The sequence below is a fragment of the Streptomyces muensis genome (assembly GCF_021474425.1).
Lineage (GTDB): Bacteria > Actinomycetota > Actinomycetes > Streptomycetales > Streptomycetaceae > Streptomyces > Streptomyces muensis.
Genome location: NZ_JAKEIP010000003.1, coordinates 1 through 21,652 on the forward strand (window position 1 = coordinate 1; position 21,652 = coordinate 21,652).

12 protein-coding genes and 1 pseudogene are annotated in these 21,652 nt (G+C 73.3%); 6 read left to right on the forward strand and 7 right to left on the reverse strand.

The window, feature by feature from the left end; genetic code table 11:
• The 4 genes and pseudogenes from L0P92_RS01160 to L0P92_RS01175 all read left to right on the forward strand — a co-directional run.
• Window positions 1-444: pseudogene (locus tag L0P92_RS01160) on the forward strand (hypothetical protein); the annotation flags it as partial.
• A gap of 202 nt (window positions 445-646) precedes the next feature.
• Window positions 647-2,083: a hypothetical protein gene (locus L0P92_RS01165; protein ID WP_234760471.1), complete on the forward strand. Its 1,437-nt coding sequence runs from the start codon at window positions 647-649 to the stop codon at window positions 2,081-2,083.
• The gene (locus L0P92_RS01170) at window positions 2,080-3,240 is read left to right on the forward strand and encodes an ARPP-2 domain-containing protein (RefSeq protein ID WP_234760472.1); all 1,161 of its coding nucleotides are present in this window, start codon (window positions 2,080-2,082) and stop codon (window positions 3,238-3,240) included. The genes L0P92_RS01165 and L0P92_RS01170 overlap by 4 nt, the downstream gene beginning before the upstream one ends.
• A 202-nt stretch (window positions 3,241-3,442) precedes the next feature.
• Window positions 3,443-5,695: a pectate lyase-like domain-containing protein gene (locus tag L0P92_RS01175; protein WP_372497189.1), complete on the forward strand. Its 2,253-nt coding sequence runs from the start codon at window positions 3,443-3,445 to the stop codon at window positions 5,693-5,695.
• A 22-nt stretch (window positions 5,696-5,717) separates the two neighbouring features.
• On the opposite strand, the gene L0P92_RS01180 is transcribed toward L0P92_RS01175, so the two are convergent.
• Genes L0P92_RS01180 through L0P92_RS01195 form a run of 4 tightly spaced genes read right to left on the reverse strand, consistent with a single transcriptional unit; the run spans window position 5,718 to window position 10,265 of the window.
• Window positions 5,718-6,701 carry an NAD-dependent epimerase/dehydratase family protein gene (locus L0P92_RS01180; protein WP_234760474.1) on the reverse strand — a complete coding sequence of 328 codons (984 nt, stop codon included), beginning with the start codon at window positions 6,699-6,701 and terminating at the stop codon, window positions 5,718-5,720.
• Window positions 6,698-8,299, reverse strand: a complete 1,602-nt coding sequence (locus L0P92_RS01185; RefSeq protein ID WP_234760475.1) for an AMP-binding protein — start codon at window positions 8,297-8,299, stop codon at window positions 6,698-6,700. The genes L0P92_RS01180 and L0P92_RS01185 overlap by 4 nt, the downstream gene beginning before the upstream one ends.
• Window positions 8,296-9,240, reverse strand: coding sequence for an alpha/beta fold hydrolase (locus L0P92_RS01190; protein ID WP_234760476.1), 945 nt, complete (start codon window positions 9,238-9,240; stop codon window positions 8,296-8,298). The genes L0P92_RS01185 and L0P92_RS01190 overlap by 4 nt, the downstream gene beginning before the upstream one ends.
• The gene (locus L0P92_RS01195) at window positions 9,237-10,265 is read right to left on the reverse strand and encodes a 3-oxoacyl-ACP synthase III family protein (RefSeq protein WP_234760477.1); all 1,029 of its coding nucleotides are present in this window, start codon (window positions 10,263-10,265) and stop codon (window positions 9,237-9,239) included. Before L0P92_RS01195 ends, L0P92_RS01190 begins: the two co-directional genes overlap by 4 nt.
• Window positions 10,266-10,419: 154 nt before the next feature.
• On the opposite strand from L0P92_RS01195, the gene L0P92_RS01200 reads away from it, so the two are divergent.
• Complete coding sequence (locus L0P92_RS01200) at window positions 10,420-17,943, forward strand: type I polyketide synthase (protein ID WP_234760478.1); 7,524 nt, start codon at window positions 10,420-10,422, stop codon at window positions 17,941-17,943.
• Here the strand turns inward: L0P92_RS01200 and L0P92_RS01205 are convergent.
• The gene (locus tag L0P92_RS01205) at window positions 17,940-18,161 is read right to left on the reverse strand and encodes a hypothetical protein (protein ID WP_234760479.1); all 222 of its coding nucleotides are present in this window, start codon (window positions 18,159-18,161) and stop codon (window positions 17,940-17,942) included. The genes L0P92_RS01200 and L0P92_RS01205 overlap by 4 nt on opposite strands.
• Window positions 18,162-18,232: 71 nt before the next feature.
• On the opposite strand from L0P92_RS01205, the gene L0P92_RS01210 reads away from it, so the two are divergent.
• The gene (locus tag L0P92_RS01210; RefSeq protein WP_234760480.1) at window positions 18,233-19,618 is read left to right on the forward strand and encodes an MFS transporter; all 1,386 of its coding nucleotides are present in this window, start codon (window positions 18,233-18,235) and stop codon (window positions 19,616-19,618) included.
• Window positions 19,619-19,629: 11 nt separating this feature from the next.
• Here L0P92_RS01210 and L0P92_RS01215 read toward each other — a convergent pair whose 3' ends face one another.
• Entirely contained in the window at window positions 19,630-21,114 is a 1,485-nt protein-coding gene (locus L0P92_RS01215; protein ID WP_234760559.1) for an aminotransferase class I/II-fold pyridoxal phosphate-dependent enzyme, read from the reverse strand.
• Between the two features lie 130 nt (window positions 21,115-21,244).
• Window positions 21,245-21,649, reverse strand: a complete 405-nt coding sequence (locus L0P92_RS01220) for a DUF1275 family protein (protein WP_234760481.1) — start codon at window positions 21,647-21,649, stop codon at window positions 21,245-21,247.
• Between the last annotated feature and the right edge of the window lie 3 nt (window positions 21,650-21,652).

Consider the following 21,652-nt stretch of genomic DNA (forward strand, 5'->3'; position numbering starts at 1 on the left):
CCCTCCGACTTCCCCTCCCCCACCGGCACCACGGCGGCCGACACCGCGCGCAAGGCGCCGAAGCGCACAGCGGCGCCCACGGCATCGGCGAGGCGGGTGAAGGACGACCTGGCCGACCGGCGGCGCCGCAAGCGGCAGGAGGAACTCGCCCGGGCCCGCAAGGCGGCCAAGGAGGCCGAACGAGGTCTGCGCGACCGGCGTGCGGAGCAGGCGGACGCCGACGACGCGTTGCGGCAGGCACGCGACCGGCATGACCAGGCCCGTCAGGAGGCCTCGGCCGCCGAGCGGCAACTGCGGCAGGCGCGCGAGGAGCTGGAGCGTGCCGACCGGGGACAGCGGGAAGCCGAGGACCGGCTTCAGACCGCCGCCGACGCCGTGGCCCGGGCCGAGCGGGCAGCGGCAGAGGCGGCCGACGAGGTGGAACGGCTCGCCACCTCCGACTGACAGGGTCGACCGGGACCGACGGAAGTGCCCTCACGCAGCGGAAACCCTGTGGAGTGGCTGATCGTCGCCGTGCTAGCGTCCGCACGCCGGCCGCGGGACTCCGGTGCGACTTCCGGAACCTGCCTCTGAAGCAATGATTCGCAGCTCGTGCCTCCATTCCCCGGCCGGCTTCAGCAACGGGGACAGGGGAGCGGGCGGGGGCATGGAGACGTTCGGGGATCTGATCGCGGCCGATGACGTGCTGCTGTTCGTCAATGCCGCGATCACCGCGACCGGACAGCGCGAGTTCCACTCGGACGCCGGTGCCCAGCGGCTCTCCCTCGACTTCCTGCACGCGTACATGCTGGGCAACTACCGCGACCTCTACGCGGGCGTGCTCGCGCTCGACATCAACGACCACAACGCCGCGCTGATCATCCGCCGCCTGCTGGAGTCGGCCGCCGTGGCCGGCGTGGAGCAGCGCCGGAGCGAGGGCCGTCTGATCGCCGGGCGGCTGGCGCTGCTGCCGCCGCAGCGCGTCTACGGCCTCTTCGGAGCGCTGCGCCGTGCCGGGGTGAACAACCGCCGCACCCGCGCGCTGCTGCGCGACTGGCTGTCCGCCCGGCCCGATCTGGCCTTCGACGCGGTCAAGTACCGAAGCGGCCTGAAGGCGGCGCTGCGCCACGCGCATCTGGCGCCCGGCGACGGCGAGATCGGCACGTTCCTGTTCGCGCCGCTCAGCCGCGCCCACTACGACACCCCGGTCCTGGAGACCTGGCGTCGCGCGCACTTCGAGCAGGCGGCCCTCTACGAGCTTCCGTACACCGTGGCCGAGGGCTTCGCCGCCAGGCACGGCGTCCCCCGCAAGGTGTTCCTGGAGCGCATCGCGCCGCGTCTGACGCGTGGGGAGGCGCTGCGGTTGCAGGAGGCCGCGCGGGCGCAGGGTCCTGCGGCGGCGCGGGCGTTGCGGACGGACCTGTCCCGGATGCCGCTCACACGGCTGGCCGGCTATGTGCTCTCGCTGCCGGCCGAGGAACGCGTCGAGCGGCGCGAGGAACTGAACGGCGCGCTGCGGACCGCCGCCCGGCGGGTCGCCGGTGTGCACCGCGGGACCTGGGGCCGGGTGACCGCCGTACTGGACGACAGCTTCTCGTCGTACGGTTCGGGCGTGAAGCGGCGTCGGCCGCTGACGGTGGCCTTGGCCTGCCACTATCTGCTCGGTGCGCTCGCCGGGGACTACCGCGGGCTGTGGACCTCCGGGCGCGGCGACGCGCTGTTGGCGCACCCGGTGGGTCCGACTCCGCTGGGTGAGCGGGTCCTCGACGCGCTGGAGACCGGCCCTGACCGGCTGGTCATCGTCTCCGACGGCTGGGACAACGCGCCGCCCGGCCTCGCCGCCGAGGTCCTGCGCGTCTGGCGCACCCGCCTGGACACCGCGCGCCGTACCAGCGTCGTCCACCTCAACCCGGTCTACGACGCGGCGGACTTCGACGTCCGCCGGCTGGCCGCGAGTGTGCCGACCGCGGGCATCCGCGACGCGGAGGACCTCCCGGCGCTCGTCGAGATCGCGCAGTTCGCCGAGGGCCGCACCGGTCTGGCCGAGCTGAAGGCCTACCTCGACGCCCGCGCGGCCCGGCTCACCGAGGGGAGTGCTCGATGACGTCGTACGAACCGGACACGGTCCCCTCCGACCGGCCTTCCGGGCTGCTCGCCGGGCTGGAAACACGTCCTTCCCAGGTGTGGGGTGCCGTGCGGCTGGTGCCGCTCGTCCGTCCCGAGCCGGTCCGGGATCTGCGGCTGCATCCGCGCATCCATGAGGGGGCGGGCGTGGTCGACCTGGGTCGTCGCGAGGGCACCTACTTCTCGTACATCCCGCACAGCTTCGTCGCCGAGTGGACCAACGACGGCTCCCCCGCCGCCGCGTACGGCACCCAGCTGACCGGTACCCGGCCGGAGCAGGAGGCGGTGGAGGCCGTACGGCTGCACCTCCATCGCCGTATGGCCCGTCAGGAGGCCAAGCGCCGGCTGCGCTTCCTGCCGCTGCACCTGGCGTTGGAGGGCTATCTCGCCCTGCACTTCGGCGGACCCTCCATCGCGTGGGAGGAGTGGTCGCGGCAGGCCGTGCGCCAAGGGCTGTCCCCACGGGTCGAGGCGGCCTTCCTGGGCACCGAGGTGCCCGGGCTCGCCGACGCGTTGCGCGTCTTCGAGATCCACCCGGGTCAGTGCGGTGTGCTGGTGTATCTGGCCGACGCGCTCGCCGCGGCGTTCGTCGTGCCGCATCCGGAGGACTACCGCACGCTGCACCCCACCTTGGTGCGGGACCTGTACGGCGACCTGGTGTACCACTACGCGACCCTGATGCCGCCGGTGCCGGATTTCCGGGCCCGCGTCACCGACGCGGGCGTGCGTTCGCTCGCCGACCTGCGGACCGCCGTCGTACGGCAGACCGCCCAGTGGGCCGAGTTCCATGACACCACCATGGCGGCCGGGCTGCTCGAACAGGACTGCACCTGGCAGGAGGTGCGGCGGATGGGGCGCTTCACGCTCTCCCGCTTCCTGCCGAGGTTCCGTCCCAAGCAGGACAACCACATCGGTGAGGCGATCCGCGACGAGCAGGGGCGGACCGTCTACCTCAAGACCTTCCGGCTGTCCGAGAGCCAGGTCCGCCGCGGCTATCTGCTCAGCCATCTCGCCGCCCACGACTGGCACCTGGCCGACACCGCCGTCGCACTCGGCATGGAGAAGGCCCAGTTGTGTCATCGGCTGGAGAGCGCGGGGTTCGGGCATCTGCTGCGGCCGGACATGAGAGGCCGTTAGAAGGCGGGAGTTGGCCTATACCAACGTCTTGACAGGGCGTTTCGGCCACTCCTTAAATTCATGCAGTGAAATAAGTGCCCCCTGAAGGTCGACCGCCCTGGGGCCCTTCATCTGTCATGCACAGGCCAATCCCAGCACGGGCCAATCCCACATCCCGCTCCCCACCCCCCACTCATGCCGCTTCGTCGGCGCAGGAGAACCCATGCTCCCCACCCCGCGACCATCCACGGGCGGACGCCGCAGACCACCTCGGGCCCGCGCCCTCGGCTCCTTGACCGCAGCCCTCGCGGCCGCCGCGACGGCCGCCTCGCTCCTCAGCGCCCTCCAGCCCACACAGGCCGCCGCCGAGCAGGCCGCACCGTCCGCAGCCGCCCTGCCCACCGGCTGGTCCACGGTGGTGAACAGCGGCAGCGGCAAGTGCCTGGACGCGCGGGCGGCCGGCACCGTCAACGGCACGGCGGTGCAGCAGTACACCTGCAACAACAGCACTGCCCAGCAGTGGAGTTTCACTCCGACCAGTGACGGCTTCGTACGGATCGACAATCGCAACGACGCCCAGCAGGTGGTGGACGTGAGCGAGGTGTCCGCGGCCGACAACGCGGTCGTACATCTGTGGACGTACGGCGGCGGGAACAACCAGCAGTGGCAGGCCGTCGACGAGGGCGGGGGCGCGTACCACTTCGTCAACCGGCACAGCCGCAAGTGCCTCGACGTCCCGTCCGCCTCGACCGCCGACAGCGTCCAACTGGTGCAGTACACCTGCAACGGTACGGCCGCCCAGCGCTTCCAGGTGGCACCGGTGAGCACCGCCCCGGGGGACGTCGATCTCGGTCCGAACGTGGCCGTGTTCGATCCGTCGATGCCCTCGTCCACGATCCAGAGCCGGCTGGACTCGATCTTCCGGCAGCAGGAGACGAACCAGTTCGGCTCTCAGCGCTACGCGGTGATGTTCAAGCCGGGCACGTACAGCAACGACGTCAACGTCGGCTTCTACACCCAGGTCCTGGGCCTCGGCCAGTCCCCCGACTCGGTGACCGTCAACGGCGCCGTGCACGTGGAGGCGGACTGGTTCCCGCCGCAGAACGCCACCCACAACTTCTGGCGCGGCGCGGAGAACCTGTCGGTGAACCCGACGGGCGGCACCGACCGGTGGGCGGTCTCGCAGGCCTCCGGGTATCGGCGGATGCACGTGCGCGGCAACCTCGAACTCAGCGACGGCGGCTGGTCCAGCGGCGGTTTCATGGCCGACACGAAGATCGACGGCCAGGTCCGCTCGGGCACCCAGCAGCAGTGGCTGACCCGCAATTCGCAGCTCGGCAGCTGGACCGGCTCCAACTGGAACATGGTCTTCGTCGGCAGCCAGGGCGTGCCCGGCAACACCTTCCCCAACCCGCCCTACACGACGGTCGACCGGACCCCGACCGTACGGGAGAAGCCCTTCCTGTACGTCGACGACGCGGGCGCCTACCGGGTGTTCGTGCCCGCCCTGCGCACCGACTCCACGGCCACCAGCTGGGCGAACGGGAACGCGCCCGGCACCTCGCTCGGCATCGACCAGTTCCATGTCGTCAAGCCGGGTGCCACCGCCGCGCAGCTCAACGCCGCCCTGGCCGACGGCAAGAACCTCCTGGTCACACCCGGCGTCTACCACCTCGACCAGACCCTGCGGGTGACGCGTCCCGACACCGTGGTCCTCGGTCTCGGCCTCGCGACGTTCGTCCCGGACAACGGCGTCACCGCCATGACGGTCGCCGACGTCGACGGGGTGAAGATCGCGGGCGTCCTCTTCGACGCCGGCACCACCAACTCCCGGACCCTCGTGGAGATCGGCCCGGCGGGCGCCTCGGCCTCCCACGCGGCGAACCCGACCTCACTGCACGACGTGTACTTCCGCGTCGGCGGCGCCGCCGTGGGCAAGGCGACCACCAGCCTCGTCGTCAACAGCGACCATGTCATCGGCGACCACATGTGGATCTGGCGCGGCGACCACGGCAACGGCATCGGCTGGAGCACCAACACGGCCGACACCGGCCTTGTCGTCAACGGCGACGACGTCACCATGTACGGCCTGTTCGTCGAGCACTACCAGAAGCACCAGACCATCTGGAACGGCAACGGCGGGCGGACGTACTTCTACCAGAACGAGATGCCCTACGACCCGCCGAACCAGGCCGCCTGGATGAACGGCTCCACCCAGGGGTACCCCGCCTACAAGGTCGCGGACTCCGTCACCAGCCATCAGGCGTACGGGCTGGGCAGTTACTGCTTCTTCAACTCCAACCCGTCGGTCACCGCCGAGCACGCCTTCGAGGTCCCGAACAGGCCCGACGTCCGCTTCCGGAACATGGTGACGGTCTCGCTCGGCGGCACCGGAACCATCCGGCACGTCATCAACGACCGCGGCGGCCCCTCCAACTCCTCCACCAACGTGGCCAACCTGGTGAGCTACCCGTGAGGCGGCTCGTGGCTCGTCGGGCTCAAGTGGCCCGGCGGAGCTCCTCGATTCCGGCTTCGAAGGTGATCGGCGGCTCGAACCGCAGGTCGCGGCGCGCGGCTTCGATGCTGAACCAGTGCGGGTGCACCAGTTCGGCGACGAGGAAACGGCTGAGCGCGTGGGTGCGGGTGCGTCCGGTCAGCCGTAGGACGTTCTCGCACGTCGCCGCGGCGGCCCGGGCCAGCGGGGTCGGCACGGTGCACCAGGCGGCCCGCAGGCCCGCCGCGCGCAGGAAGTGGGCGGTGAGCTCGCGCAGCGGGCGGGGGTCGTCCTGGGTGATGAAGTAGGCGCGGCCTCCGACCGAGGGGCCGCACTGCCGGAGCCGGTCCAGGGCGAGCAGGTGCGCGTGGGCGGCGGTGTGCAGGTGGGTGGTGTCGACGAGGTTGGTGCCGTCGCCGGGCATCACCAGCCGGCCCGCGCGCACGGCCCGTGCCAGGGCCGGTACGAAGTGCGGGTCGCCAGGGCCCCAGATGATGTGCGGGCGCAGGGAGACGGTGGCCAGCCGGGGGCCGTTGGCGGCCAGGACGAGGGCTTCTGCGCGGGCCTTCGTACGGGGGTAGGCGGCCAGGTGCCGGTCGGGATAGGGGCAGCTCTCGTCGGCGTTGCGCAGGCCGCCGGGCCGGAAGACGACGCTGGCGGTGGACGTGTGGACCAGGGTGCCGATCCCGTGGGCGCGGCACTGGGCGATGACGTTGCGGGTGCCCCGCACATTGGTGTTCCAGTACGGCGGCAGGGGGCCGCTGACGCCGGCGAGGGCGGCGTTGTGGATGACGGCGTCGCAGCCGGCGAGCGCGTGGGAGACGGCGGCCGGATCGGCGAGGTCTCCCTGGTGCTGACGGACGCCGAGCATGTCCAGGGCGGGGCTGGGGCGACGGCTGAGGGACGACACCGTGGTGCCCCGGGCGAGGAGTTGCCGGCAGATCTCCTGCCCGAGGAAGCCGCTCCCGCCGGTGACCAGGACTCTCATCGGGTGGACCTCGGCAGACGCCTGGCGGCGGAGGCGGCGAGCCGGGTGCGGTCGATCTTGGAGTTGTGGCGGATGTCGGTGGGAAAGCGCGGGTGGAACAGCACGGTGGCGATACGCCGGCCCTGCGGATGGTCGCCGAGGGCGGCGCGCAGCGCGTGCAGGATCGCTTCCCTGTCGGTACCGGGCACGGGCTCCACGCAGAGCACCGCCCGCTGATGTCCTGCGGGACCGATGCCCACCAGGGCGGTGCGGCGGACGCCGGGGGCGGTGTCGGCGGCGGCCTCGACGTCCTCGGTGGTCAGGGTGCGGTCCTCGCCGGTCACGAGGTGCGCCTTGCGGCCGAGGTACCACAGCCGGCCTCGGTCGTCGAGGCGTCCCAGGTCGCCGGTGCGGTGCCACAGTCTGCCGTCGGCCACCGTCTTGGCGATGACGGTGGCGTCGGGGCGCGCATGGTAGGCGGGACTGACCACGGGCCCTGCGACGGCGATCTCCCCCAGGGCGGTGGCGTCGGCGTTCAGGATGCGCGCCTCGACACCGGGCAGGGGGCGACCCAGGCAGGTTCCGGCGTGGCCCGGGGGCGGCTCGGTGCCGAGCTCGCGCAGGTCGCCGGCCGCGATGGCGGCGACGGGCAGGCACTCGGTGGCGCCGTAGACACTGAGGATCTCCGCGTCGGCGGGCAGTACCTTGGCGAGGGCGCGGGCGAGACGTGGGCGCAGGGACGCGCCGAAGGACAGCACGCGACGTACGGACGGCAGGGTCAGGCCGTTGCGGTCGCAGTGGCCGACGATGAGGCGCAGGACGGCCGGTGAGGCGACCACGGCGGTGGCTCCGTGCCGGAGGAGCGGGCCGACGATGTGGCCGGGGGGTGTGCGGGCCGGGGCGAGATGGTTGATCTGCGGGGCGACGGTGGGCAGGCCGAGCAGCGGGCCGAGCAGGGCCATCGGGAGGAAGCAGGAGAGCAGGACGTCGTCGGCTCGGGGCCGCAGGACGTCGGCCAGGGCGGTGAGTTGTCCGGCGTGGGTGGCGTGCCGGTACTCCACTCCCTTGGGGCGGCCGGTGGAGCCTGACGTGAACGCGATCATCGCGAGGTCGTCGTCGTGCGGCACCGGGGCGCGGGGCGGCGGGCCGCTCCCGTCTGCGACCGGCAGCGGCAGGCTCCGCCCCAGGAGCCGGTCCTGGCCGGGGAATCTGCCGCCGGTGACCAGGGCGGTGTGCAGGTGGCCGCGGCCCCAGCCCAGGGCTCTGCGCCCGACGTGGGCCAGGGGTTCGCCGATGAAGACGCCGGGGCCGATCTCGTCCAGGCAGCGTCGCACCTCGGCGCGGGGCTCGATCAGGGCGGGGACGGCACCGAGCAAGGCCGATCCGTGGACGGCGACGAAGAGTTCGTAGGCGTCACGGGTCATGATCACGGCCTTGTCGCCGCGCTCGACTCCGGCCGCCCGGAGGTTGTCGGCACTTCGGCGGCAGCCGTCCAGGAGTTGCGCGGCCGTGATGGTCTGTGACGCGCGGGCGCCGGCGCAGCGGACGAGTGCGGTCGCCTCGGGGTGTTCGCCCAGCCGGGTCAGACGGGCGAGGATGCTGTCCTGTGCGGCTGTCATCGCTGTCCTTCCAGGAAGGCGCGGATGTCGGCGCCGAGCTCGTCCCCGGCGTCCTCCATCGCGAGGTGGCCGGCGTTCGGGTAGCGGCGGACGACGGCGTGCGGATGGCGGCGGGTCCACTCGGTGAGGACGTCAGGGGTGAAGACCGGGTCGCGCATGCCCCAGCCGATGAACATCGGGATCCGGCGCAGGTCGTCCGACTCGGGCGACGGTTCGAGCAGCCGCCACGCCGCGTCGGTGGCGTCGCGGGGGATGGCGCGGACGAACTCCGTGATCGCCCGGCGGTTGCCGCGGCGCCGGTGAGGCAGCAGATAGGCGCGCCGTTCAGCGGGCGACAGCGGGTGGGTGACGCCGACGCGGAAGGTGGCCCGGGCGAAGGCGTTGGTGGCGTGCGTGGCGGCGGCCACGGGCCGGTGGTCCCTGATCCAGCGCAGGTAGAACGGCAGGCGGTAGCCGTCCGGCCAGGGGAACGCGATGGTGTTGAGGACCACCAGGCGGGAGACGACGCCCGGGTTGCGCAGCAGCCAGGCGAAGCCGAGCGGGCCGCCCCAGTCGTGCATGACGAACGTCCAGCCTCGCGCCGGGACGCCCTCTAGGTCGACCAAGTGCCGGTAGAGGGCGTCCAGATGGTCCAGTTGGGCCTGGTAGCGGGCGGCCGGGTCCGCCGGCAGGGCGAGGTGCTGGGACAGGCCGAGGCCCGGCAGATCGGGGGCCAGACAGCGCCCGTGCGGGGCGAGCGCGGGAAGCAGTCCGCGCCAGGCGTAGCTCCAGGTCGGATTGCCGTGCAGGAACAACAGCGGTTCGCCCGCACCGAGGTCCAGATAGTGCTGGCCGGTCGAGGGGACGAGTCGCCAGTGCTCGCGGGCGGGGTAGCCGGGCAGCAACTGCCCGAGGACGGACGAGCGCGGGGCGCCGGCCGGGCGGCGGCTCTCGGCGGTCACAGGCGGATCAGCGCCAGACCGAAGCTCATGCCGCTGGCCAGGCCGAGCATCGCCACGGTGTCGCCCGGTTCGACACGGTCGGCCTCTCGCGCCTTGACCAGTTGCAGGGGCAGGGAGGCCGCGGCGCAGTTGCCGTGGTCGGCCACGGCGGGCATGCAGCGGTCAGCGGGCAGGGACAGCTTGTCGACCATCTCCTGGTACTGCGGCATGCCGATCTGATGGAAGGCGATGAAGGCGCTGGCGCGAAGCGCCTCCAACTCCCGCTCCGCGGCCTGATGGAGGAACGTCAGGCCCTCGACCGCGGTGGTGCGCAGCAGATCGCCGTTGAGTCGCAGGGTCACGTGCTCGTCGTCGATCGAACGCGGGTGCATGGATCCGCCGCCGCTCACGGTGCAGGCGTTCCAGGCCGTCGAGTCCGCCGCGAAGCGAAGGGTGAGCACGCCGGGGTCGCTGTCGCCGGAGGGCCCGGCGGTGAGCAGCAGGGCGGCGCCGGCGTCGGAGACCGTGTAGCCGGGCATGGCCCGCATCAGGGCCTCGTGGTCGGGGACGTGCCAGCGGGTGACGAGGGAGCCGACCTCGCCGCAGGCGATCAGCACGGTCCGGTAGCGGCGCGTCGCGATGAACGCGTTGGCCACCTCGATGGCGTTCAGGACGCTGTTGCAGGCGTTCTTCACGTCGAACACCGGGCAGGTGGCCCCCAGTTTGGCCGCCACGATGTGCGAGGTCGACGGTTCGATCATGTCCAGACAGGTGGCGGCGAACAGCAGCAGGTCCACCTGGTCGATGGTCAGGCCGGCGTCGTCGAGCGCCTTGCGGGCGGCCGCGGCCGCGAGGTCCGAGGCGCACACGCCCTCTTCGCACGCGTGGACGCCGCGTACGCCGGTGACGTCCTCGAGCAGGCCGGGCGGCGGTACGTAGGGACTTCCGGCGGCGGCGATGCCGGCCCGGATGTCCTCCATGGTCCGGTAGCGGGGCGGCAGATGGACGGCGGTGGCTGTCAAGCGGGCACGCGGGGCTTCGAGCACCGCGCCACCGTAACGGCCGGTCACGCACCGTGACCCTGAATTCACTCGTTTGCCACCCAAGACACCACCAACGGGTGAAATCGCCCTTGGCCGTGGTGCCATGAGGGCAGTGTCCTCCCGCTCGAACCGGCAAGCGGGCGACAGGGGGCGGGGCATGGGTGTGGGACGGGACGACCGGTCGGTGGCGGTGGTGGGCGTCGGCTGCCGGCTGCCCGGCGGCATCACCGACCTGGACGGGCTGTGGGCGGCGCTGCGGGACGAGCGGGACCTCGTGGGAGAGATGCCGGCCGACCGGTTCCCCCGGGCCCTGCTCGTCGATCCGGGTGCGGTGCGGCCGGGCCGCAGCTACACCGCGGCCGGCGGCTTCCTCGACGACATCGCCTCCTTCGACGCCGGGTACTTCGGCATCTCGCCCAAGGAAGCGGCGCACATCGATCCGCAGCAGCGGCTGCTGCTGGAGATGGCGGCCGAGGCACTGGACGACGCGGCCATCCCGGCCGAGGCGCTCGCCGGCTCCGACACCTGCGTGTACGTGGGGGTCTCCGATCCGGCCTACGGCACCATCCTGTCGATTCTGGAGGACCACACCAGCCCGCACACCATGCCCGGCACCACCCTGTCCATCACGGCGAACCGCCTCTCGTACGCCTTCGATCTGCGCGGCCCCAGCATGGCGGTGGACACGGCGTGCTCCTCGTCGCTGGTGGCGGTGGACCGCGCCTGCCGCACCCTGTGGGAGGGCACCAGCCGGGTGGCGCTCGCGGGCGGGGTGAACGTGCTCGTGAACCCGTTCTCGTACGCCGGTTTCTGCTACGCGGGGATGCTGTCGCGGCGCGGCCGGTGCGCGGCCTTCTCGGCCGACGCCGACGGGTTCGTGCGGGCCGAGGGCGGTGCGGTGCTGGTGTTGAAGCGGCTGGCGGACGCCGTGGCCGACGGCGACCGAATCCACGCGGTCCTCGCCGGCACCGGCAGCAACTCCGACGGGCGTACGACCGGTATGACGCTGCCCAGTTCCGAGGCGCAGGAGGCGCTGCTGCGCGCGGTGTGCCGGGAGGCCGGGATCGGCCCGGACGACCTGGTGTACTTCGAGGCGCACGGCACCGGCACGCCGGTCGGTGACCCCGCCGAGGCCCGTGCCATCGGACAGGCCCTCGGCGTGCGGCGCGGGGCGGGGCCGCTGCCCGTGGGGTCGGTGAAGTCCAACCTGGGGCATCTGGAGCCCGCGGCGGGCATGGCCGGTCTGCTCAAGGCGATCCTGGTGCTCCGGCACCGGATCGCGCCCGCCTCCCTGCACGCCCGGCCGCTCAACCCGGCGATCGACTTCGACGCGCTCGGCCTGGCGCCCACGGTGACACCCGTGGAGCTGCCCCGGTCGGAACGGGCCGCGGTAGGGGTGAACTCCTTCGGTTTCGGCGGCACCAACGCCCACGCCGTCGTCGTACCACCGCCTCCCGCGCCCCGGCCCGTACGCCCGGAAGCGGAGCCGGCCGGCAGGCCGGTGCCGGTGGTGGTGTCCGCGCGGTCGCCCAAGGCGCTGCGGCAGTTGAGCGTGCGGATGGCGCAGCGGCTGCGGGAGGCGGCGCCGGAGGAGTTCTACGACCTGGCCCGCACCAGCACGCTGCGGCGCACTGCGCATCCGCACCGGGCCGCCGTGCTGGCCGCCGACGCGGGGCAGGCGGCCGACCGGCTGGAGGGTCTGTTCGCCGACTCGCCGTCCCACGGGGCCGTGGTCCGCAGGGCCGAGCGGGGCGCGGTGGCCTTCGTGTACTCCGGCAACGCCTCCCAGTGGCCCGGGATGGCCGCCGACCTGATGGCGGGCGAGGCCGTCTTCCGTACCGCCGTCGAAGCGGCCGACGCCGCGCTGTCCCCGCATCTCGGCTGGTCCGTGGCCAAGGAGCTGGAGCGTCCCGCCGCGGCCCGCTGGGCGCGTACGGAGATCGCGCAGCCGGTGTTGTTCGCCGTCCAGGTGGGACTCACCGCGCTGTTGGAGTCCCACGGTGTACGCCCGCGCGCGGTCGCCGGGCACAGCGTCGGCGAGGTGGCCGCCGCGTACGCGGCCGGGGCACTGACGCTGGAGCAGGCCGCTCTGGTGCTCGCCCAGCGCAGCCGCACCCAGGCACGCACGGCGGGCCGGGGCCGGATGGCCGCCGTCGGCCTCCCCGAGGACGCGGCCCGTGCCGAACTGGCCCGCTTCGGCGGGGAGTTGGAGATCGCGGGTGTCAACAGCGACCGGGACGTGACGGTGGCGGGCGACGCCGACGCGCTGGCCGCCCTCGGTGCCGAGCTGACGGCCCGTGACGTGTTCTTCCGCGAGCTGGATCTGGACTACGCCTTCCACAGCCGTGCCATGGACTCCATCGAGGGACCGCTGCGCGCCGCCCTCGCCGGTCTGGTCCCCGCCCGGGCCCGGGTGCCGTTCGTCTCCACCGTGACGGCCGGCCCGTTGACCGGACGGGAGTTGGACGCGGCGTACTGGTGGCGCAACGTGCGCGAGCCGGTCCGCTTCGGGGCGGCCATGGAGCACCTAGCCGCCGACGGCATCGGCGTGGTCGTGGAGATCGGCCCGCATCCGGTTCTCCGTGCCTATCTGCGCCGCACCGCTCTGGCGTACGTGCCGACGCTGTCCCGGGACGGGGACGGGCCGCGTGAGGCGACGGCCACGGTCGCCGCGCTGCTCGCGGCCGGTGCCGAGGTGGACTGGCGGGCGCACTTCCCGCACCCCGGCCGCGTCGTCGACCTGCCCGCGTACCCGTGGCAGCGTGAGCGGCACTGGCACGGCACTCCACAGGATCTCGTCCTGCACACCAGCGGCAGCGGAGCACGGGACCACCCGCTGCTCGGCGAGCGGCTGCCCGCGCCCCACCCCCTGTGGCACGGCACCCTGGAGCCTCAGCTCGTGCCCTGGCTGGGCGATCATCGGATCGACGGCGACGTGCTGATGCCGGCCGCCGCGTATGTGGAGATGGCGGTCACCGCAGGGGCGCGGGCGCTGGACCGGCCGGTGGAGGTGCGGCATCTGGACATCGCCCGCCCGTTCGCGGTCGGGTGGCCGGACCCGGCCGGCGCCGCGCTCCAGACCGCCGTCACCCCGTCGGACGGAGCGCTGACCATCAGCAGCCGGGACAGCCGCGGCGGCGAGGTCCAGCCTGTCGTCCGCGCCCAGGTCCGCACCCTGCTGGGCGGCGCCCCCGGTCCGCTGGACATCGCTGGAGTCAAGGCCCGCTGCTCCCGCACCCTGACCGGACCCGACTACTACGCGCACTGTCACCGCATGGGACTGGAGTGCGGTCCGGCCTTCCAGCTCCTGCACGGTCTGCACGTCGGCGACGGCGAGCTGCTGGCGTGGTACCGGCTCGACCATCCGGCCGACGCGTACACGGTCCACCCCGTGCTGCTGGACGGCCCGTTGCAGGCCACCGTCGCGCTGGCCGAGCGGCCGACGCGGGAGGACGCCGGCTATCTGCCGTCGGCGTTCGGGGCGGTACGGGTGTGGCGCACCCCGGCGCCGGAGGGCGTCGTCCATCTGCGGCGGCGTGGGCGCAGCGCCAACGAGGTCTGCTGGGACATCACGTACGCGGACCTCGACGGCACCGTCACCGCCGAGATCGACAAGTGCCGTACCCGGCGTGTCCGGTTCACCGACCACGCCCCGCTGACCGTCCAGCGCACCGTCCTGCGCGCTGCCCCGCACCCGTCGTTGCCCGCCCCGCCGTCCCCGCTGCCCGCTCCGGCCGAGTCGGCTCGCGGCGCCCGCGCGCGGATCGTCGCCGCCCGTGCCGAACTGGACGACAGCGGCCACGAACGGTTCACGGCCGCGGCGGAACGGGCCGGCGCGCACTGCTGGGCGGCGGCCCTGCGCGACCTGCTGCCCCGACCGGACGGGGCGTTCACCATGCCCGATCTGGTCGGCCACGGCCTCGCGCCCCGGCACCGCAGGCTGGTGCGGCTGATGCTGCCGCTGCTGGCCGAGCAGGGGCTGGCCGAGGCGGACGGGGAGGGATGGCGGCTGACCGACGTCACGGCCTGCCCCGAAGCGTCCCTGCGTTCACTGCTGGAGGAGCACCCGCGTTTCGGCCCGGCCGCGCTGCTGATCAACAGTCAGCTGCGGCACCTGCCCGGCGTGCTGCGCGGCCGGCTCGACCCGCGTGACCTGCTGCCCGTCGGCGAGAGCTTCCTCGAACAGCACCAGGAGACCGCTCCCGCCCACCGCTTCACCCACCGGGTGGTGCAGGCGCTGCTCGACGGCATCGTCCGGGACTGGCCCGCCGGCCGTCCGCTGCGTGTGCTGGAGGTCGGCGCGGGCGGCACGGCCCTGACCGCCGCCGCGCTGCCGATGCTGCCGGCCGACCGCACCCACTACATGTGCACGGCCCCCGCCAACTCGTCCTTCGCCCGCGCCCGGCACCGTTTCGCCGCCTGCCGGTTCATCGAGTACCGCACCCTCGACCTGGACGCCGATCCGGCCGTGCAGGGCTTCCCGCCGGGCGGCTTCGATCTGGTCCTCGCCGGGGACTCCCTGCACGCGACGGCCGACCTGGCCACCGCTCTGGGGCACGTCCGGTCGCTCCTCGCCCCGGGCGGCCACCTGTTGGCGACCGAGCGGCACCACGACCGGTTCGACGCGTTGCTGTCGGGCGGACTGGAGTCGTTGTGGCGGCGCGGTGACCGTACTCTGCGCCCCACCACCCGGCTGCTCCCCCACGACGCGTGGGTGCCCCTGCTGGAGCGCTGCGGGTTCACCGACCCCTGGCGGACGGGGCCCACGGACCACTCGGTCCTGATGGCCGCCGCGCCCCGCGTCCCGGTGACCGAACCCGCCCTGCCCGTCCCGGCGTCGGGCGCGGCCTGGCTCGTCGCCACGGAGAGCGACGCCGAGACCCCGACCGCCCGGGAACTCGCCGCCCTGCTGGGGCCGGCCACGGTCCTGCCCTGCCCCACCGACGCCGACGCCTGGACGGCGACCCTGTCCACCGATGCCGCGCCGCGCGTCGTGCTGCTGCTGGCCGAGCCCGACCCGCGGCACCTCGTGGCAAGGACCGGCCGTCGCGCGACCGTCCTGCGCGCCCTGGCCGCCGCCTGCCGGAACCTGCCCGCCGACCGCACCGCCCAGGTCTGGCTGGTCACCCGCCCCACCGGTCTGTTCCCCGCCCCGGAACGTCCCGCGCACCCCGAGGACGCCGCCGTCTGGGGTGCCGCCCGCACCCTGGCCAACGAACAGCCCGACCTCGGACTGCGACGCGTCTCCCTGGAGCGCACGGCGGACCCGGCCGCCGACGCCCGGCGCCTGGCCGTGGAGTTGCTCACGGCATGTCGCCCACGGGAGGAGAGCGAAGGAGCGGGCGAAGGCGGCGGCACGGGCTCGGGCGCAGGGGGCGGCACGGTGATGGTCGAGGACGAGGTCGTTCTCACCACGGCCGGTCGCTTCACGCCCCTGCACATCGAGCATCCGGCCGACGAGGCTCCCGCCGTCCCCCTCGACGTGCCCTTCCTGCTGGAGGCCCGCGCCCCCGGTCCCGCCCGGCGCCTGGTCTGGCGGGAGACGACGGTGCCGCGGCCCGGGCCGAGGGAGGTCGTCGTCCGGTTGCGTGCCGTGGCGCTGAACTATCGCGACCCGATGCGCGCCAACGGCCTGTTGCCGCCCGAGGCCGTGGAGGACAGCCCGCTCAGCCGTGGGCTGGGCACCGACGGTGCCGGCATCGTCAGCGCCGTAGGCCCCGACGTGAGCGACTTCGCGGTCGGCGACCGGGTCTGCGGTGTCATGTCCGCGGCTCTCGCCTCCCACGCCGTCACCCACGACTACGGGCTGCTCAAGATCCCCGACGGGATGAGTTACGCCGAGGCGGCGACCTTCCCCGTCGTCTTCCTGACCATCCACCACGCCCTGGTCGACCAGGCGCGCATGGCGGCCGGCGAGACGGTGCTGGTGCACGGCGGCGCCGGAGCGGTGGGCCTGGCCGCACTGCAGTGCTCCCGTGCCCGCGGGGCCGAGGTCATCGCCACCGCCGGGACCGAGGCCAAACGGAACCTGCTGCGCAGCCTGGGCGCCCGGCATGTGCTCGACTCACGCAGCCTGGACTTCGTTCCACGTGTCCTCGAACTCACCGAGGGTCGGGGCGTCGACATCGTGGTCAACTCGCTCAGTGGAGAGGCCATCGCCCACGGCCTCGACCTGCTGCGGCCCAACGGCCGCTTCGTCGAACTCGGCAAGCGTGACATCTTCCTCAACAACACGCTGCCGATGCGTCCGTTCGACCGCAGCCTGACCTTCATCGGCTTCAACCTCGACCACGTCCTGCTGGACCGCGACCGCGGCACCCGCCTCGTGGCCGACGTCGTGCCCCACATCGAGCGCGGCGAGTACCGGCCGCTGCCGCACACGGTCTATCCGGCCGCCCGGGTGGAGGAGGCCTTCCAGGTCCTTCAGCACTCCCGGCACATCGGCAAGGTGATCATCGCCCTCGACGGCGTCGATCAGGCCGACGCGAGCCCGGACGAGCGCCCGGACGAGAGCCCGCTGGACGAACCCGTCCTCGTCCAGCCCGCGTCCCCTGTGCCGACCCTGGACGCCGACGGCACCTACCTGGTGACGGGCGGACTGAGCGGGTTCGGTGCCGCGACCGCCCGCCGGCTTGCCGACCACGGCGCCCGGCATCTGGCGCTGGTCTCCCGTCGCGGCGGGGCCGCCCCCGAGGCACCCGCCCTCCTGGACGACCTGGCCCGACGCGGCGTCCACGCCACCGCGTACGCGGCCGACGTCACCGACGAGTCGGCGCTGCGCCGGGTCATCGAGACGGTCGACGCGGGCGGGCACCGGCTGCGGGGCGTCGTCCACGCCGCGATGCACCTCGACGACGCGCCCCTGTCCGAGCTCACCGACGACAGGTTCGCGGACGTCCTGGCGCCCAAGGCGCACGGCGCGGCCCAACTGGACCGTCTCACCGCGGGCCACGATCTCGACTTCTTCCTCACCTACTCCTCGATCGCCGCCGCCGTCGGCAACATCGGCCAGGCCCCGTACGCGGCCGCGAACGCCTACCTGGAGGCCCAGGCCCGCGCCCGGCGCGCCCAGGGTCGTCCGGGCACCGCCCTCGCCTGGGGGCCGATCGGCGAGACCGGGTACGTCGCCCGGCACGGCATCGGCGGCGCCATGGCCGAGCGGGGCTTCGTGCCCCTCACCGTCGCCGATGCCCTCGCCACCGCCGAGGGCCTGCTCCACGACGGCTCGCTTCACGTCGACTTGCTCCGCGACGGCCGACCCCGGCCGGCCACGGACGTCGCGGGCATCGGCCGCTACCGCTGGGACCGCGCCCGCCGTCTGCTGCCCGCCCTGGGCACGGCACGGTTCAGCGGACTGGTGCCCGCCGACGCCGCCCCCGACTCGGAGGGCCGCGCGGACCTGCTGCGCGAACTGGCCGCCCTGGCACCCGACGACGCCCGGGCGGCGATCACCCACACCCTGGCCCGGCTGCTCGCCGCCGTCCTGCGCAGCGACCCCGAGGAGCTGGACGCCGCGCGCCCGGTGACCGACTTCGGTCTCGACTCGCTGCTGAGCACCGAGTTCCTGGTGCGTGCCGGCGAGCATTTCGACGTCCGTCTCACCGCCGCCGAACTGATGGCCGGCGACCGCACCCTGAACCATGTGGCCCGGCTGGTGCACAGCAGGCTCGACCTCGGCTAGGCGTCGGAGTCCCACACGTCGGGGCCGCCGCCGCGCCACTCGATCAGCCCGGTCTGCCGCACGTAGTCGGGGTCCGCGCCCTCGATCCCGGCCCGGCGCAGGAACTCGGCCACGTCCAGCAGTCCGTACGCCATCCCCAGGAACTGGTCGTCCACCCGTACCCGCCGACCGCCGTCCACGGCGGGCGGGTAGACGACGACGGGCTGCGCGCTTGCCATGGCACCAGGGTGCGGGGCGGGACGCGCCCCCGCATGTGGGGGCGGCACATGTCCCCTACCGTGGCTTCGGGATGTACGGCCTTCCTGAGTCGGACCCGGAGTCCGAGCGTCGGTCCTGGGCACCGCTGCTCGCGGTGTGCGCCGGGTACTTCATGGTGATCCTGGATGTGACCGTCATCAATGTCGCCGTACCGGTGATCGGCCGCGAACTGTCGGCGTCGCTCACCGGGATCCAGTGGATCACCGACGGCTACACCCTGGTCCTCGCCGGGTTCCTGCTGACCGGTGGCGCGCTCGGCGACCGGCTCGGCAACCGTCGGGTCTTCTGCTCGGGAGTGGCCGTGTTCACCGTGGCCTCGGCCGCGTGCGCGCTCGCTCCGAACACGCCGTTCCTCGTGGCGGCCCGGCTGGTGGAGGGACTCGGCGCGGCGCTGATCGTGCCCGGTTCGCTGGCGCTGCTCCAACAGGCGTACCCGGGGGCCGCCGCACGGTCGCGGGCCTTCGGGCTGTGGGGTTCGATGGCGGGCATCGCGGCCTGTGCCGGGCCGCTGCTGGGCGGGCTGCTCGTTTCGACGGTGGGCTGGCGCTGGGTGTTCCTCGTCAACCTGCCCGTGGGCGCCGCCTGCCTGGTGCTGACGCTGCGGCACGTGGCCCGCTCGCCCCGGCGCGCCGACCGGGCCCTGGACTGGCCGGCGCAGTGCGCGGTCGTGGCGGCGGTGGCGCTGCTGACCGCGGCGCTCAACGAGGCCGGACGGCGCGGCTGGTCCGATCCGGTGGTGCTCGCCGGGGTGGGCCTGGCCGTGCTGTCCGCGGGGGCGTTCGCGGTGCGCGAGCGGCTGGCCCGGTCCCCCGTGCTTCCGCTGAGCCTGCTGCGCTCACGCGCGATGAGCGGCGGCGCCGTCATCGGCCTGCTGTTCAACTTCGGCTTCTACGGCATGGTGTTCACGGCCAGCCTGGCCTTCCAGCACCACCGCGGCTTCAGCGCCCTCGGTACCGGCCTCGCGCTGTTCCCGGCGGTGGCGATGACCATGTTCGCGTCCGTGCTGTCCGGACGGCTGAGCGGCCGCACCGGCGACCGGCCGCTGGTGGTCTCCGGCATGCTCCTGGCCGCCCTGGGGCTGGCCGGCTGGGCCGCGGCGGGGGCCGACGCCGCCTACGCGCTGCTGGTGGCCCCGATGATGGCCGCGGGTTTCGGTACCTCCTTCGCCCTCACCGGCTCGACCGCCACCGTGATGGGTGCCGCGCCCCCGGCGTACTCGGGGGCCGCCTCGGCCCTGTTCAACACCACCCGGCAGGTCGGCAGCGCCACCGGAGTGGCCCTCGGCGGCAGCCTGCTCGCGTCGGCCGCCGACTTCGACACCGGGCTGCGCACCGGCATGGCCATCGGCGCGCTCGCCTATCTGGCCGCCGCCGTGCTCGCGTGGCTGTGCGTGCCGGGCAGGCGCGACAGCACGTAGGGCGGCCTGGATCAGCGGTCCGGTCGGTCCTCGGCGACGACCCGGATGGTGCTCAGCCGCTTGTCCGCCGCGTCGGGCAGGTTCATACCGGCCCGGACGCCGGTCGCCAGGTAGCGCAGCACGGGCTCGGTGAGGAGTTCACCGGGGAGGACGGCGGGGATGCCGGGCGGATACGGCGTGATCATCTCGCCGGCGACCCGGCCCTCGGCCTTGTCCAGGGGTACGTCCGTGTGGTCGGCGAAGTAGGCGTCGCGGGGCAGCCGTACCTGTTCCATGCGCAGGCCGACCGGGGCCGGAACGTCGACGCGGGGTGCGTCACGCAGTTCGTCGGCGTGGTCGGCCAGGTCACGCAGGGCGGTGAGCAGCCGGGCGGTGGTCCGGTCGTCGTCGGCGTGGGTGAGCTGGGCGCTGACGCGCCGGTGGTCGAAGAGGTGCATGTCGATGTGGTGGTGCTCGCGCAGCCAGTCGGCAGCCCGGTAGCCGGTGGTGTCCAGGGTCTCGATGTCCATCACGACCGGGAGCGGGTCGAATTCGGCGGCCCGTCCAAGGCCGCAGAAGTCCGCCTCGTCGTTGACGTGGAATCCGTCGATCCCCTCGATCGCGGCACGGGTCCGCATGGCCAGGCCGAGCGCCCGGTCCATGAGTTCACGGCCGTGCTGGACCATCTGCCGCCGCCATGCGTCGATCCCGGCGTAGAGCAGGACGTTGGGGCTGGTGGTGCCGAGCAGGTCGGCGCGGGCGGCGAGTTCGGCGGGGTCGAGGAGGTCGCCCTGGAGGTGGAAGACCGACCCCTGTTCCAGACCGCTGCCCATCTTGTGGATGCTGGTGACACAGACGTCGGCGCCGGCGTCCATGGCCCATGACGGCAGCGCGTCGTGGAAGGGCAGGTGCGCTCCCCAGGCCTCGTCGACGATGAGGGGCTTGCCGTGGCGGTGGCAGACCTCGGCGATGGCGCGCAGGTCGGCCGCCGAGCCGTACGGGGTGGGGCTGGTGACGAGGGCGCCGTCGGCATCGGGGTGCTCGGTGAACGCCTTGTCGTAGGCGGCGGCCGACGGAGGATGGGCGAGGTGGCGTTCCGCGTCCCACTCCGGTTCGACCCATGCGGGCCGGACACCGGACAGGACGAGTCCGGCGACCACGGACTTGTGGGCGTCCCGCCCGACGAGAAGGCTGTGGCCCGGGCAGGTCACCGTGAGCATGGCGGCCTTCACGGACAAGGAGCTGCCGCAGGTGGAGAAGAACGTGTGCTCGGCGTGCACCGCGTCCGCCATCAGCTCCTCGGCCCGCTCCAGCACCCGGCCCCGCAGGAGACGGTCGTCCAGGCCCCCGTCGGCCAGCACATCACCGAAGTAGACGGCGTCACCGAGGACGGCCCGCGCCCTGGGGTCCGCGCCGCGCGCCTGCTTGTGACCGGGCGGGCTGAAGCCCAGCTCGTCGGCCTCGTGGTAGCGGGTGAGGGCGTCCAGTACGGGCGCCTCGTCGTGGTCGGGACGCATGTCCTCCGGAGTTCCCAGGGTCAGCATGCGCATGCCTCACTCCGTACGGACTCGTCCCGCGACGACGTGCCGCCCGGCAGGCAGACGGAACGGCGGGCAGACGGAACGACCGGGAGACGGAATCGACGGCTCAGGCGCTCGGCGTCCGTCTGGAGGCCGGATGGGCCACATAGCCCCCCGATGCCGGCCAGCACCCCGCCGCGGCGACCGCCAGCGCCGCGGTCAAGCCCGCGCGCAGCAACAGGGTGACGAGGGTGCCGGTGACCAGGGTGGTGTTCAGGCCCGCCCCGAGCCGCCAGATCGTCGCGCTGCGCAGCCACCGGCGCGGACGGGCGGCCGTGGCGACGCCGAGCCGGCTGCCGGCCACCGCGCCGACCGCGAACGCGGCGAGCGCCGTGAGCGAACCCAGCGGGGTCAGCCCTGCACCGCCGGAGACGGCGAAACCGAGGAAGAGGATGTTCCCCGTCATGAAGGCGGTGAAGACCTGCCCGAGCCCCAGGAAGGCCACCGCGTCCACGATCCCGGTGACCGACATTCG